The organism is Streptomyces sp. NPDC040622, assembly GCF_055593965.1.
The window spans coordinates 885,700-899,959 of the sequence record NZ_JBVIXD010000001.1; the positions used below are offsets into that span (position 1 = coordinate 885,700).

The window sequence follows — 14,260 nt, forward strand, 5'->3', positions numbered from 1 at the left end:
CCCCGGGGGCACCACGGTTCAGTGTGGGTGTGGGCTTCTCCCCCCCCCCCCCCCACCCCCCCCCCCCCCCCCCCCCCCCCGCCACCCCGTGGACAAGGCCGTGCTCGGCCTCGGCCTGACCGTCCTCGCCATCTCGCTGCCGCCCTGGCCGGGCGCGGCCCTGGTGCTGCTCGCCGCGCTCGCCGTGCTCCTCGGCCCGGCGGGCGTGCCGTCCCGCAAGCTGTGGCGCGCCTATCGCGTGCCGCTCGGCTTCTGTTTCACCGGTGCCCTGACGCTGCTCGTCCAGATCGGTGGGCCCGACGGGTTCGTGACGTTCGCCGACGGCGGTCCCGCGCGCGCGGGCGGCCTGCTCCTGCGGACCTCCGCGGCCTCGCTCGGCGTGCTGCTGTTCGCCTTCACCACACCGATGTCGGACCTGTTGCCCCGGCTGGTGAAGGCGGGCGTGCCCGCACCGGTCGTGGACGTGGCGCTCGTGACGTACCGGATGAGTTTCCTGCTCCTGGACTCCATGGGACGGATCCGGCAGGCGCAGGCCGCCCGGCTCGGCCACACCACCCGCGCCGCCACCTGGCGCTCCCTCGCCGGCCTCGGCGCCACCGCGTTCGTGCGCGCCTTCGACCGGGCGAGCCGGCTGCAGGCCGGGCTCGCCGGACGCGGCTACGACGGCACCCTGCGCGTCCTGGTGCCCGAAGCCCGCGTCTCGCGGCCCTTCCTGGCCGCGGCCGGGGCTCTGCTCGTGGGCCTGGTGGCCCTCACCCTCGTACTGGAAAGGTTCCTGCCATGAGCGAGCCGAAGGTGCTTCGCGAGCCGGGCGCGCCCGCCGGTCCCGGCGCGTCCGTGGTCGCTCTGCGCGGCGCGTCCTACTCCTACGAGGACGGCCCCACCGTGCTCAGCGGCCTGGACTTCGACGTCGCCGAGGGCCGCGCCCTCGCGCTGCTCGGCCGCAACGGCAGCGGCAAGACCACCCTCATGCGGCTGCTCAGCGGCGGACTGCGCCCGGCCGAGGGCGCCTTGACGCTCGAAGGCGCGCCCGTGCGGTACGACCGCAAGGGCCTGACCCGGCTGCGCACCACCGTGCAGCTGGTGGTCCAGGACCCCGACGACCAGCTGTTCGCCGCCTCGGTCGAGCAGGACGTGTCCTTCGGCCCGCTCAACCTCGGCCTGCCCGACGCCGAGGTGCGGGCCCGCGTCGCGGAGGCGCTCGCCGCCCTCGACATCGCCGCGCTGGCCGACCGCCCCACCCACCTGCTCTCGTACGGCCAGCGGAAGCGGACCGCCATCGCGGGCGCCGTGGCGATGCGCCCACGGGTGCTCATCCTCGACGAGCCGACCGCGGGACTCGATCCCGACGGCCAGGAACGGCTCCTCGCGACCCTGCAGCGGCTGCGGGACGGCGGGACCACGGTGGTGATGGCGACCCACGACGTGGACCTGGCCCTGCGCTGGGCCGACGACGCGGCGCTGCTCACCCCCTCCGGGGTGCGGACGGGCCCGGTGGCGCGGATGCTGGCCCGGCGGGACCTCTTGGCCCAGGCCGGGCTGCACCTGCCGTGGGGGATCGCCGTCGGTGAGCTGCTGCGGACCCACGGCCTGCCGACCGGGACGGCCGAAGGGCCGCGCACCGCCGAGGAGTTGGCGAAGCTCGCGGCGGCGGTGCCGGGTGCGCGCGCGGACGGAACGGTCGAGAGTTGACCTCGCGGCCGCCCCGACAGATTCCGCCCGGCGGCGCTCCGTGCGGTGCGGGGGCCCTCAGCAGTGGTCGTACACGTAGCCGTCCTCGCCCTTCGGCCGGACGTCCCGGTCGCGCAGGGTGATCGACAGCTTCTTGCCGTAGGTGCGGCAGGCGGCGTCGAAGTCCTTCGGCACGTACTCGATGTCGAAGACCTTCCCGTCGTACGCGGACGCGTAGTCGGAGCACTCCTTGTAGCTGGCGCACTCCTCGGTCACGGCGAAGTCGAAGCCGATCCGCTTGCGCCGGTCCAGCAGGTCGGTGGTGTTCTTCTGGGCGATGGCCAGGCCCTGGCGGTGCGCGCGCTGCGCGAGGAGCCGGGCGAAGGCGGCGGCGTCGTCGGCGGTGAGCAGGTCGTCGGAGCGTTCGTAGGAGTCGAGGTTGTCGGGCTCCACCGCGTCGAAGCCCGCCTTCGCGCAGCCGTCGATCCACGTGCCGACGATCTCGGCGAGGGCCGCGCGCTTCTTGCCGGTGGAGATGTCGAGGAGGGGCTCCTCCCAGTCCTCGTCGATGACGGTGTCCCCGTCGTCGTCACGCAGGAGCAGATCGCCGTGCTCGCGCTCCCACCAGCGCGTCGCCTTCTTGCCGGGCTGGGCCTGGAAGGCGTTGACGTAACAGATGTTGTAGAGGCCAGGGACCGGGTCGGCGCCGCGGTCGCGCGAGACGGCGCGCACCGTGGACGGGGGCTTGTACGGGCCGCCCAGCTGGTAGTCGAAGGCGGCGTCGGGCGGCTGCCGGACGTCGCCTGCGGAGCGGGCCGCCGATGCGCCGGGCTCGGGGCCGCCCGAGTCGGCGGTCGAACAGCCTGCCAGGAGGGCGAGGAGCAGCGTGCCGCCCAGGCCGGCCCGCACGGACCGCCGGGCCCGCGCGGCGCCCGCCGTGCCGGTCGGATGCGGTACGGAGGGGTTCTCGTCGATCCGCGCGGAGCGGTTGCTGCTGGTACGCCACTTGGTACTGGTCACCCGTAAAGGATCTCAGCCCGTGCCCTCGGCCCGTACGCCGGGCCGCAGGTCAGGACAGGTTCAGCACCTTGGCCGTCTGCTCGGCCATCCCGGCCTCGCCGGTGGCGTTGGGGTGCACGGGCACGAAGTTCGTGCCGAAGAGGACCGGTTCGATCCAGCGCTCGTTCGCGGGGCGGCAGGCGTCGTGGGAATCGGAGGCGGCGCCCAGGTCGACGAACGTCGCGCCGGTCTCGGCGGCGGCCCGCCGCGCCGCGCCGTTCAGGTGCGTCTGCAGATCGCGGAGGTAGGGCACGTCCCCCTCGGCGATGGGCATCTTGGCGAAGCAGCCCGGCACGGCCTTTGCGGGGGTGATCCACGGGTAGCCGAGAATCGCGACCTTCGCCCCCGGCGACTTGGCCTTGATCCGGTTCAGCGACGCCTTGATCGCCGGGTACGTCTTGGTCTCGATCTGGTCCTTGAAGGTGTCGCCGTTGCGGTCCTTGCAGGGGCTGCCCTGGCCGCCCGACAGGATGCCGGCGCTGCCGCAGGCGAGGATCGCGTTGATGAACGTGCCGTTGTCGTTGCCGCCGATGGTGAGCGTCACCAGCTCCGTGTCGCTCTTGAGCGCGTCGAACTGCGGGGCGACGCCCGGGTACTGGGCCTGCGTGAAGTCCTTGGTCTGCGCACCGCCGCAGGTCACGTCGGTGAGCTGCGCGCCGAGCGAGGAGGCGAGGAGGTGCGGGTAGTTCCGCAGGGTGCGGGCGCACAGCAGGGACGCGGTGGGGTCCAGGGGGAGGACGCCCGACCCCGCGCTGTAGCTGTCGCCGAGGGCGACGTAGCGCAGCGGTGCCTCGGCGTCGGCGGCAGCCGGCCCCGCGCCGAGCCCCAGGGCGGCGATTGCGGTGACGGTGGCGAGCGCGGCGACGGCGCGATGCTGTGCGGGCATACGCATGGGGGTCTCCTCCGTGAGGGGAAGCGGGGCAGGAGTTCCAGAGGTGGGCTCGTGCAAAGTAGTTCACGCTTGTACGCCTCACTACGTGCATGCGTGCGCGTCCCGGAGCGGAGTCTTGGCAGACGGGTGACAAGTGGGGGGGAGCGAGGGTGAGGGGGCCTCGGGCGGTGCCCGTCGCGGTGGTTGCGCGCCCCGTCCTGTCGGCAGCGCATCGGCGTCCCCGAAAACGCCCGTACCGCCGGACCGAGTGCGGTCCGGCGGTACGGGCGAGGTGGCATGTGTGGGGGTCCACCCGCGGGCTGTGACGTTCGGTCAGCCCTTGATGTTCACGTCGATGCAGGCGTAGAACGCGTTGGACGTGTCCGCGATGTTCCACACGGCGAGGATCTTCTGCTTGCCGGTGAGTCCGCCGAAGTCGACCTTGTGCGTGACGGTCTCGCCCGGCTGGGCGCCCCCGTCGTCGACCTCGGCGATCTTCTGGCCGCCCGCGAAGTACTGCCAGGTGCTGGTGCTGTGACGGGCCGTCAGTTTCCAGCTGAACTCCTGGGACGAGCCGACGTCGGTGACCTGCCAGCCCTTGCCGTCGTCGTCGAGGTCGGAGAACCGCGAGTTGCCGCCGCTGCACGTCGTCTGGCCCTTGGGGCCCTCGACGCTCTGCGGCTCGTGGGTGATCTCGCCGCAGGAGACCGTCCCGGCCGCACACTGTGCCTGGCGGCTCGGGGGTGAGGAGACGTAGCCGTGGGCGCTGGCCGGGGAGACCGAGCTCAGGACGAGCATGGGCGCGAAGCCCGCTCCGATGACCGCCGCCAGTTTCCGCTTCGAATGCATCTCTGCTCCCTCTGGGGTGGGGGGGGTGAGGGGGACGGAGACAACCGGGCGCCTCGGTCGACTCATTGGCCTAGACCTTACTGATTGTCTGGACTCCGTCAACCCTTCAATTGATGTTCGTGGGGTGGGAGTTGCTTCTGGGCCCACTCGCGGGACAGTGCCGCGAAGGCGCGCGCCGCCGCGCTCCGGTACCCGCTCTCGCGGTGCAAAAGGGTGACCGTCCGCTCGGGCAGGGCGGGGTCGAGCGGGACGGTGTGCAGGCCGGGGCGGTCGCGGGCGAGGGCGTCGGGCAGGACCGTGGCGAGCGGGGCGTGTCGGACGATCTCGGTCAGGGCGTTGATCGAGGTGGCCTCCACGGCGACGTCCGGCCGGACCGCGTGCCGGGCGAGATCGGCGTCGATGTGCACACGGGTGGCGAAGTCGCCGCTGAGCAGGGCGAGCCGGACGGACGCGAGCTCGTCCAGGGGCAGGGGAGTGGTGCGTCCGGCCTGCGGGTGGAGGTCGCCCACCACGAGGCTGAGCCGCTCGGTGAACAGGCTCGTGGCGGCCAGTCCCGGCAGGTGGGTGCCCCGGAAGGCGATGCCGAGGTCGAGTTCGTCGGCCAGCAGCGCGGGCTCGATGTGGTCCTGCGGCAGCTCCCGCAGGTGCAGGGCGATACCGGGGTGGCGCTCGTACAGCAGGGCGGTGAGCGGTCCGACGAGATAGGCGGTGAACGTCGGCGTCACGGCCAGCCGCAGGGTGCCGCGGGACAGGTCGGTCACGTCGTGCACGGCGCGCTCGGCGGCGGCCAGGTCCTGCAGGGCGCGCCGCGCGTGCGGGAGGTAGGCGGCGCCGGCGTCCGTGAGGCGGACCGACCGGCCGCTGCGGTCCAGCAGGGGGACGCCGACCGTGCGTTCCAGCTGCCGGATCTGCTGGGAGAGCGTCGGCTGCGAGATGTGCAGTTCCTCGGCCGCCCGCGTGAAGTTGCCGTGCTCGGCGACGGCGAGCAGATAGCGCAGATGACGGAGTTCAGGGGCCATGCTCCCGACTATAGATGACATCGATAGAAGTCATGGCTACTACGTCTTGGACACTATAGGCCCAGGTCGTGCACGGTAGATCTCATCAGCCCACGGACTCGACAGCCCGCGGGGCGGACCCAGCGGCCCTGCGGGGCCGGCCCTCTACCGAAGGGAGTGACCATGCGAGACCTCGCGGCGGGAGTACGACGCTTCCAGCGTGACGTCTTCCCGGCCAAGGCGGAGCTGTTCGCGGGCCTGGCCGCCCACCACGCGCCGGACACGCTGTTCATCGGCTGTTCCGACGCCCGCGTCGTGCCCGAACTGATCACGCAGCGCGAACCGGGCGAGCTGTTCGTCGTCCGCACCGCCGGCAACCTCGTACCGGCCCACGCGCCGTCCGCCGACGGGATCGCCGCCAGCGTCGAGTACGCGGTGTCCGTCCTCGGCGTTGCCGACATCGTGGTCTGCGGCCACTCCGCCTGCGGCGCGATGACCGCCCTCGCCGAGGGCGGCGAACTGGCCGCCGACACGCCCGCCGTCGCCGACTGGCTGCGCCACGCCGACGCCGCCGTGGCCCGCACCCCCGACTCCGTGACCGGGGCCGCGCGGGTGGCCGCCCTGGTGCGGGAGAACGTCCTCGCCCAGCTCAACCACCTGGCCACGTACCCCTCGGTGGCCCGCGGCCTGGCCCGTGGCGCGCTCACGCTGCACGGCTGGGTCTACGACATCGCCACGGGCGCCGTCGAAAGCCTCACGCCGGGCGCCGTCGAGAACCTCACCGCGGCCGCCTGACCCCTCGGCCGGCCCGGACCGTCCGGCGGTCCGACCTGCCCGACCCACCCGCTTCACCCGTTCCCCGAAAGGACACCTCACCATGATCCACGCCCAGTTCGACGCCACCGCCCGTCAGGACCTCGCCGTCCGCGCCGTCGAGGCGAAGGTGCGGGAAGACCTCTCCTGGCAGCGGATCGCCGACGCCGCGGGCCTGTCCGTCGCCTTCGTGACGGCGGCCGTCCTCGGCCAGCACGCCCTGCCCGAGCCCGCCGCGAAGGCCGTCGCGGAGCTGCTCGGTCTGGACGACGACGCCGCGGTGCTGCTGCAGACGATCCCGACGCGCGGCTCGATCCCCGGCGGCATACCGACCGACCCGACGATCTACCGCTTCTACGAGATGCTCCAGGTCTACGGCACCACACTGAAGGCTCTGGTCCACGAGGAGTTCGGCGACGGCATCATCAGCGCGATCAACTTCAAGCTGGACGTGCGCAAGGTCGCCGACCCCGAGGGCGGCGAGCGCGCGGTGATCACGCTGGACGGCAAGTACCTTCCCACCAAGCCGTTCTGAACCTCTGAAGCTGAACCCTCCGAAAGACTCTCCAGCCGTCGCAGGTGTCTACGATGCGTGACGACACACGACGAACGGAGCAGGACGTGACGCAGACCGACGACGTGGTCAGCCTGGTGCGCGAGGTATTCGGTGCCGACGGCGTCGTCGGCGTCTACCTGCACGGCTCGGCCGTCCTGGGCGGACTGCACCCGCACAGCGACCTCGACGTCCTGGTCGTCGCCCGGCAGCGCACCACTGCCGGGCAGCGCCAGGCCCTCACCGACGGTCTGCTCGCGATCTCCGGAGGCGGGAGCGGCGGGAGCGGTGGCGGTGGGGGCGATGGGGGCGATGGCGGTGCAGAGGCGCTGCGGCCCGTCGAGCTGACCGTCGCCGTCCAGGACGACATCCGCCCCTGGGCGTACCCGCCCCGCTGCGAGTTCCAGTACGGCGAGTGGCTGCGCGACGCCTACCTGCGCGGTCTGGTCCCGGAGCCGGGGCCGAGCCCGGATCTCGCGCTCCTGGTCACGACGGCGTTGCGGGGCGGGGCGGTCCTGGTGGGCAAGGAGCCGTGGCGGGTGTTCGATCCGGTCCCGGCCGGGGACATCGCCCGTGCGACGGTCGCGGGCGTCCCCGAGCTGATGGCCGGGCTCGACACCGACACCCGTAACGTCCTGCTGACCCTCGCCCGGGTCTGGACCACCCTGGCGACGGGCGACATCACGTCCAAGGACGGCGCGGCCGACTGGGCTCTCGACCAGCTTCCCGCGGAGCATCGGCCGGTGCTCGCGCGGGCCCGCGCCGTCTATCTGGGGGACGAGGACGAGCGCTGGGCCGACCTCCTGCCGCAGGTGAAGCCGCACGCCCGGTACGTGGTCCGGGAGATCGAGCGGCTGTCCCCGCGCGGCTGAGGGCGCTGGCCGGACACCTCCGGCGGAGGGCGCGAACTCCCCTGGTGGAACAGTGAGTTGGCGGGCGAGTGGCTCGCGACCCATTGACATCCGGCACGCCCGCGGTGAAGCTCCAAGACGTCCGTGTTAACGATAACAACGGGCTGAGGCACACCTGAGGGAGTCATCCATGTCAGGTAGTCGTCACCGTCACCCTTCGCCCGGACCGTCACCCGCCCCGAGCCCTTGGGCGCCGCCCCTCGCACGTCGCGGCCTGCTCCTGGCCGCCGCGACCGGCGCGCTCGCCACCGCCTGCGGCACCGCCGACGGGCAGCCGCCCGGCAAGGTCGCCGTCCTCGGCGACAGCGCGCAGTGGGAGAAGCCCATGGTGGCCGCGGGCGCCGCGATGAAGCCGGTGGCGGGGGTGCGCATGGTGCCCCAGGTCAACCCGTCCCTGGAGACGTTCGAGCAGATCGTGAAGTCCTCGCTGCGGACCAACAGGACTCCGGACATGCTCAAGTACTGGTCGGGCTACCGCCTGCAGGACCTGGCCCGCACCGGCGGCATATCCGACCTGACGCGACAGTGGGACGGCGCCGTCGCCAGGGGCTGGGTCGACGCCTCCCTGCGCGACGCGTTCACCTACCGGCGACGCGTCTACGGCCTGCCGATGAACCTCGCGTACTGGGTCTTCTTCCACAACCCCGAAGTCTTCCGCGAGCACCGCCTCCGAGCGCCCACGACCTGGGACGGATTCCTCGCCGCCTGCTCGCGCCTGAAGCGGGCCGGCGTCACCCCGCTGCACGGCACGGCCGACGGGCGCTGGCCCGCCTTCATCTGGTTCCAGGAGATCCTCAGCCGTCAGGACCCGCGGTTCTACGAGGACTTGATGAACGGCAGGGAGCGCTACACCGACCCGCGGGCCGAACGTGCGCTGCGCACCATCGCGTCGTTCTTCGACAAGGGCTGGTTCACGCCCATGGACATGAACCACACCGACGCGGCCGCCGCCCTGCTGCACGGCCAGGTCGGCATGGTGCCCTGCGGAACCTGGCTCGGCTCCACCCTGGCCGCCGCCGGCGGCCGACCCGGCAAGAACCTCGGCGCGTTCGTGCTCCCCATGGCCGACCCGAAGGCCCGCCCCAGCGTCATCTTCGAGTCCAGCGCCCTCGTCGCCACCGTCAAGGGCCCCGACCGCGCGGAGGCTTCGAAGGCCACCGGCGCGTGGCTGCATCCCAGCGTCATGAAGGCCTTCGCGCACACCCTGCAGGACGGCTGCCCCAACCCGGCGGTCGAGCCCGCCAACCCCCTGATCGACGGGCTCGCGAAGAAGGTGCGCGGCGACAAGCTGTGGCTGCTCAACCGCTTCTGGGAACAGGGCCCGCCCGAACTGGTCGAGGCGACCGTCGACGACCTCGCCGGGTTCCTCCTGGACCCGTCCTCGTACCGCAAGACCCTGCGCACCATGCAGGACCGTGCCGACGACGCCTGGCAGGTGTGGCGGGAGGCGGAGAAGACATGACAGGGACCGCGACATCCGCGCCCGGTGCCGCGCCGACCGTGCGCGTCCGGCGCCGGGTGCCGACCCGCACCCCGCACCAGGCCGCGCGGGCCGGCGGCGGCCGGCTCGGCGGCCCCCTCGCAGCCCTGCCCTGGGCGCTGCCGGCCTTCGCCCTCGTCGGGGTCCTCCTCGTCTATCCGTTCTTCCGCAGCGTGTACGGCAGCTTCTTCGAGGACAACGGCTTCACCAGCAGCTTCACCGGACTCGACAACTACACGCGGCTCGCCGGCGACCCGGTCTTCGGCCGGTCCGTGGTCAACACCCTGATGTGGGTGGCGGGCACGCTGCTCCTGCCCGTTCTCGCCGGGCTCCTCATCGCGGTCGCCACCCACCGGATGCGGTTCGGCGGCATCGCGCAGCTCGTCATCGTCCTGCCGTACGCGATCTCGGGCGCCGCCACCGCCGTCCTGTGGAACTTCATGCTGACGTCCGACGGCGCGGTCAACCAGGTGCTGCGCGGTGTCGGCCTGGACGGCTTGGCGCGGACCTGGCTCCTGGAGTGGCCGCAGAACACCCTGTCGATGATCGTCGCGAGCACCTGGCAGGCGACCGGCCTGAACGTGGTCCTCTTCGCGATCGGCCTGCGCGCCATCCCGCGCGAGACCGTCGAGGCCGCCGAACTGGACGGCGCGAGCGGCTGGCGCATGTTCCGGCACATCACCCTGCCCCAGCTGCGCGCGGTGACCGTCGTGGTGGTCGGCATGGCGATCGTGAACAGCCTCAAGGCGTTCGACATGATCTGGATCCTCACCAAGGGCGGCCCGTCCCGCTCCTCGGAGACCCTCGCGCTGAGCATGTACCGCGAGACGTTCCGGCTGTTCCACGTGGGCTACGGCTCGGCGATCGCCCTGGCCCTCTCCGTGATCGTCGTCGCCTCGTCGTGGATGTACCTGCGCCGTCAGATGCCCGGCACCGGCACGGCCGAGAGGTGAGGGGGACTTTCATGGGACGTGTGCTGCGGGGCGTCTTCGTCGCCGGGTGCGTGGTGCTCTGGCTGATCCCGCTGTACCTGCTGGTCGTCAACGCCCTGACCCCGGTCACCGAGTACGCGGGCAAGCCCGACTGGACCTTCCAGGGCTTCGACCTCGTCGACAACGTGAAGACCGCCTGGAACGTGGCGGGCATCGGCGACAGCTTCCAGGCCTCGCTCCTGTACGCCGTCGTCTGCGGTCTGGCCGCCGTCCTGGTCGCGGCCATGGCGGCGTTCGCCGTCGTCGTGCTGCCCATCCCGAAGCCCGCGTTCTGGTTCTGGCTGATCTACTCCGGCACGCTCTTCCCGCTGCAGATGTTCCTGGCCCCGCTGTTCGGCCTGTACGCGGACGCGAACCTGTACGACACCCGGCTCGGCCTGATGCTCGTGTACGCGGCCTGGGCCGTGCCCTTCGCGTTCTTCCTGATCCGCAATCAGATGTCCACGATGCCACCCGAGTTGACGGAGGCGGCGCTGATCGACGGGGCGTCCTTCCGGCGCATCTTCTGGCGCATCCACGTACCGCTGATGAAGGCAGGGCTCGGCGCCGCCTTCCTCTTCCAGTTCACGGCCGTCTGGAACGACCTGCTCCTCGGCCTCACCCTCAGCCGCAGCCCCGACGTGCAGCCCGTGATGGCGGCCCTGTCCACCCTCAGCAGCGCCTACGCATCGACGGGACCGCCCGTCATCCTGGCCGGCGCGCTGATCGTCTCCGTGCCGACCCTCGTCCTCTTCCTGGTGTTCCGCGGCCTGTTCCTGCGCGGCATCACCGCATCCGCCCGCTGACCCGCCACCCACCCGCCCTTCCCGGGAGAGATCCGCATGACGACACGGGCTCTGGTCCGCACCACCGACTGGGACAACGACCGGATCCGCGACAGCCTGCGCGCCGGCGTGGTCAGCGCGGAGGGCGCCCTCGCGGACGGCACCGCCCTGCGCCTCACCGAGGAACCCCTCCTGCGCCACGCCGACGACGGCACGCTCCTCCAGTCGCTGCGCGTCGAAACCGTGGGCGGCGCGGAGGTCCCGCCGGAGTTGAGCGTGCGGACGGAGTCGGGCGCCGCCCTGCGCGCCGAGCGCATCGCCGGCCCCGGCCGGTCCGTACGGCTGCTTGTGCCCGCCGTCGAGACCGCCACCCGCGTCACCGTCGGACTCCCCGACGGGCGGGACGGCATCGACGTACCGCTCACCCCGCAGCGCCGCTGGACGCTGCACCTGATCCACCACTCCCACCTCGACATCGGCTACACCGACCCGCAGGGCCGGGTCCTCGCCGAGCACCTGTCCTTCCTCGACTCCTGCCTGGAGCTCACCCGCGCCACCGACGACTGGCCGGCCGAGTCGCAATTCCGTTGGTGCGTCGAGTCGTTGTGGTCCTTCCAGCAGTGGGCGAACGCCCGGCCCGCCGAACAGGTCGCGGAGTTCGTGCGCCGGGTCCACGAGGGCCGCATCGAACTGACCGCGCTGCCGTTCAACCTGCACACCGAGACCTGTTCCACGGACGAGCTGCACGAACTCCTGCGCCTGGCCCGCTCCGTCCGCGACGAACACGGCGTCGACCTCACCTCCGCCATGCAGACCGATGTACCCGGCGCGGTGGTCGGACTGGTCGACGCCCTCGCCGCCGCAGGCGTCACGTATCTCTCCGTCGCCCACAACTGGGCCGGCCGCTCCGTGCCGCACCTGGTCGGCGGCGAGAAGCTCCCCCGCCTGTTCCGCTGGCGCGCACCGAGCGGCAACAGCGTCCTGGTGTGGGTCACCGACACCCCGCACGGCCTCGCCTACATGGAAGGCCCGCTGCTCGGCTTCGACAGCGACTACGCCGACGTCGACGACCTGCTGCCCGCCTATCTGACCTCGCTGGCCACCCACCCCTACCCCTACCGGGGCGGCATCTTCGGCTGGGCCATGGACCACACGGAGGTCAAGCGCGAGCCCTACCCCTGGGACATCCTCCACCTGCGGGTCCAGGGCAAGTTCGGCGACAACGCGCCGCCCCGCCGCATCATCGCCGACACCGTCCGCCGCTGGAACGAGACCTGGGCCCACCCCCAGCTGCGGCTCTCCCGCAACGAGGACTTCTTCACCGACGCCGAGGCCCGGCTCGGCGACGAGATCCGCACCTTCGAGGGCGACTGGACCGACTGGTGGGTCGACGGGGTCGGGTCGGGGGCGCGCCCGCTGTCCTTGGCCAGGACCGCCCAGTCCGTGGTCGCCGACGCCCAGACCATCGGCACGTTCGCCGCCCTCCTCGGCGCCACGGGGGCCGAGGACGACAGCAGGGACGCCGCCGGGGTCTACGAGGCGGTGTCGCTCTTCGACGAGCACACCTGGGGCGCCGGCGACCCGTGGACCCATGGCGACGAGGGCGGCCACTCCGGCGAGCACCAGTGGCACTGGAAGTACGGGCAGGCGATGCGCGCCCATGACGACGGGAACGCGCTGCTGGCCCGTGCGAGCGCCCGCCTCGGGCAGCGGCTCGCCGTCGCGCCGGACGCGGCGGCGACCTATCACGTGGTCAACACCTGCGCATGGCAGCGCACCGACGTGGTCCGCTTCTTCCTGCCCGAGAGCACCGTGCCGCTGGAGCGGCCGGTGACCGTCCGCGACGCGCGCGACGGGCGGCCGCTCGCCCACGAGGAGCAGCCGCAGACCAACGAGGACCACCGCGACGCCGGACGGTTCCTCCTCGTGCGCGTCGACGGCGTGCCGCCCGCCGGATCGGTTCGCCTGGACATCCTGGCCGCGGACACCGGAGCCGGCCAGGCGGACAAGGGCAGGACGGTCAAGGCCGCCACGGGGTGGAACCCGACCGGCGGCACCGAGCGCGAGGACCCCGCCCGGACGGCGGCCGAAGCGCTCGCCCACCCCGATCCGACCCTGCTGGAGAACGACCACTTCACCGTCCGCGTCGACCTCGCGCACGCCTGCATCGCCTCCGTCGTCGACAGGCGGACCGGCCGTGAACTGGTCCGCGAGGACGCCACCGTCGGATTCAACGGCTACATCCACGACAGCTACACCACCGCCGGGGCCTTCAACCACAACTCCAGCCGCACCACCGCATCGGACCGCCTCGAACACCTCGGCGCCCGCGCCGTCGCCCCGCCCGCCGCGCTCATCGCCCGCCGCTCCACCGCCACCGCGGAGACCCTGACGTACGAGACCCGGCCGGCCGGTGCCAACCGGCTCCGCACCACGCTCACGCTGCCGCACGGCGTGCCCCGGCTCGACATCGAGAACCGCCTCGACAAGGACGCCCGCACGGGCAAGGAGAGCGCCTACTTCGCGTTCCCCTTCGCCTTCGACACCCCGGTCGTCCGCATGGAGGCCTCGGGCGGCGCGACCGGCAGCGGGCTGCCGGTGGTTCCCGGCTCCGCCCTGCACATGCGGGCGGTACGCCGCTGGGTGACGCTGGGCGACGACGAACTGACGGTGGCCTGGGCCACGCAGGACGCGCCGCTCGTGCAGTTCGGCAACATCGCCCTGCCCTACGCGCCGTTCCCCAGGACGATGGGCCACGACGAGCCCGCCACCGTCTTCTCCTGGATCCACAACAACCTCTGGGACACCAACTTCCCCCACGAGCAGGGATTCGAGTTCACCTTCCGGTACAGCCTGGCCAGCGGTTCCCGTGGCCCCGGCGTCCCCGGCGACGCTGCCGTCGACGGGATCGGCCCGCGGGCGGCCGCGGCCGGGAGCCGCCCGATGCGCGCCGTCCGGGCGAGGGGGAACCCGGGCGGCACGCCGGACGTGCACTCCTTCGTCGACGTCGACGATCCGCGCGTCCGGCTCGTCGGCGCCACCACACCGCGGCCCGGCCACGTCCTGCTGCGCCTGCAGTCGTTCGCGGAGCGGCCGTCGGCCTGCCGGGTCCGCGCCCGGTTCCCGGTCGACACCGCCCACCGGGCGGACTTCCTCGGCACGCCCGTCGGCGAACTGGCCTGTGAGGAAGGCGAAGTGGTGCTGGAGGTGCCGACGCTCGGCACGACCGCCGTGCTCTTCGTGCGCCCCGACGAGGGTGTGCCCGCAGCCCCCTCGGTACGTCCCTGAACCCCGCACCC

13 protein-coding genes are annotated in these 14,260 nt (G+C 72.4%); 9 read left to right on the top strand and 4 right to left on the bottom strand.

Annotated elements, in window-relative coordinates:
- The first annotated feature begins 88 nt into the window (after nt 1-88).
- Nucleotides 89-784 carry a cobalt ECF transporter T component CbiQ gene (gene cbiQ / locus ACZ592_RS03900; RefSeq protein ID WP_471579894.1) on the top strand — a complete coding sequence of 232 codons (696 nt, stop codon included), beginning with the start codon at nt 89-91 and terminating at the stop codon, nt 782-784.
- Nucleotides 781-1,692, top strand: a complete 912-nt coding sequence (locus tag ACZ592_RS03905; RefSeq protein WP_471579895.1) for an ATP-binding cassette domain-containing protein — start codon at nt 781-783, stop codon at nt 1,690-1,692. The genes cbiQ and ACZ592_RS03905 overlap by 4 nt, the downstream gene beginning before the upstream one ends.
- A gap of 57 nt (nt 1,693-1,749) precedes the next feature.
- Here ACZ592_RS03905 and ACZ592_RS03910 read toward each other — a convergent pair whose 3' ends face one another.
- The 4 genes from ACZ592_RS03910 to cynR form a co-directional block, all read right to left on the bottom strand.
- Complete coding sequence (locus tag ACZ592_RS03910; protein WP_471580005.1) at nt 1,750-2,580, bottom strand: endo alpha-1,4 polygalactosaminidase; 831 nt, start codon at nt 2,578-2,580, stop codon at nt 1,750-1,752.
- 160 nt (nt 2,581-2,740) lie between these two features.
- Nucleotides 2,741-3,616, bottom strand: a complete 876-nt coding sequence (locus ACZ592_RS03915) for an SGNH/GDSL hydrolase family protein (RefSeq protein ID WP_471580006.1) — start codon at nt 3,614-3,616, stop codon at nt 2,741-2,743.
- Nucleotides 3,617-3,934: 318 nt separating this feature from the next.
- Entirely contained in the window at nt 3,935-4,450 is a 516-nt protein-coding gene (locus ACZ592_RS03920; protein ID WP_471579896.1) for a lytic polysaccharide monooxygenase auxiliary activity family 9 protein, read from the bottom strand.
- A 98-nt stretch (nt 4,451-4,548) separates the two neighbouring features.
- On the bottom strand, nt 4,549-5,469 hold the full coding sequence (gene cynR / locus ACZ592_RS03925; RefSeq protein WP_471579897.1) for a transcriptional regulator CynR: 921 nt from the start codon (nt 5,467-5,469) through the stop codon (nt 4,549-4,551).
- A gap of 162 nt (nt 5,470-5,631) precedes the next feature.
- Between cynR and ACZ592_RS03930 the strand changes: the two genes are divergently transcribed.
- The 7 genes from ACZ592_RS03930 (at nt 5,632) to ACZ592_RS03960 (ending at nt 14,249) form a co-directional block, all read left to right on the top strand.
- Nucleotides 5,632-6,243, top strand: a complete 612-nt coding sequence (locus ACZ592_RS03930) for a carbonic anhydrase (protein WP_471579898.1) — start codon at nt 5,632-5,634, stop codon at nt 6,241-6,243.
- An 82-nt stretch (nt 6,244-6,325) separates the two neighbouring features.
- On the top strand, nt 6,326-6,796 hold the full coding sequence (gene cynS, locus ACZ592_RS03935) for a cyanase (protein WP_471579899.1): 471 nt from the start codon (nt 6,326-6,328) through the stop codon (nt 6,794-6,796).
- Between the two features lie 53 nt (nt 6,797-6,849).
- Nucleotides 6,850-7,686, top strand: coding sequence for an aminoglycoside adenylyltransferase family protein (locus ACZ592_RS03940; RefSeq protein ID WP_471579900.1), 837 nt, complete (start codon nt 6,850-6,852; stop codon nt 7,684-7,686).
- 169 nt (nt 7,687-7,855) lie between these two features.
- Nucleotides 7,856-9,187 carry an ABC transporter substrate-binding protein gene (locus tag ACZ592_RS03945; protein ID WP_471579901.1) on the top strand — a complete coding sequence of 444 codons (1,332 nt, stop codon included), beginning with the start codon at nt 7,856-7,858 and terminating at the stop codon, nt 9,185-9,187.
- Nucleotides 9,184-10,158 carry a carbohydrate ABC transporter permease gene (locus tag ACZ592_RS03950; RefSeq protein ID WP_471579902.1) on the top strand — a complete coding sequence of 325 codons (975 nt, stop codon included), beginning with the start codon at nt 9,184-9,186 and terminating at the stop codon, nt 10,156-10,158. The genes ACZ592_RS03945 and ACZ592_RS03950 overlap by 4 nt, the downstream gene beginning before the upstream one ends.
- A gap of 11 nt (nt 10,159-10,169) precedes the next feature.
- Complete coding sequence (locus tag ACZ592_RS03955; protein ID WP_471579903.1) at nt 10,170-10,982, top strand: carbohydrate ABC transporter permease; 813 nt, start codon at nt 10,170-10,172, stop codon at nt 10,980-10,982.
- A 36-nt stretch (nt 10,983-11,018) separates the two neighbouring features.
- Nucleotides 11,019-14,249 carry a glycoside hydrolase family 38 N-terminal domain-containing protein gene (locus tag ACZ592_RS03960; RefSeq protein ID WP_471579904.1) on the top strand — a complete coding sequence of 1,077 codons (3,231 nt, stop codon included), beginning with the start codon at nt 11,019-11,021 and terminating at the stop codon, nt 14,247-14,249.
- The last annotated feature ends 11 nt before the right edge of the window (nt 14,250-14,260 follow it).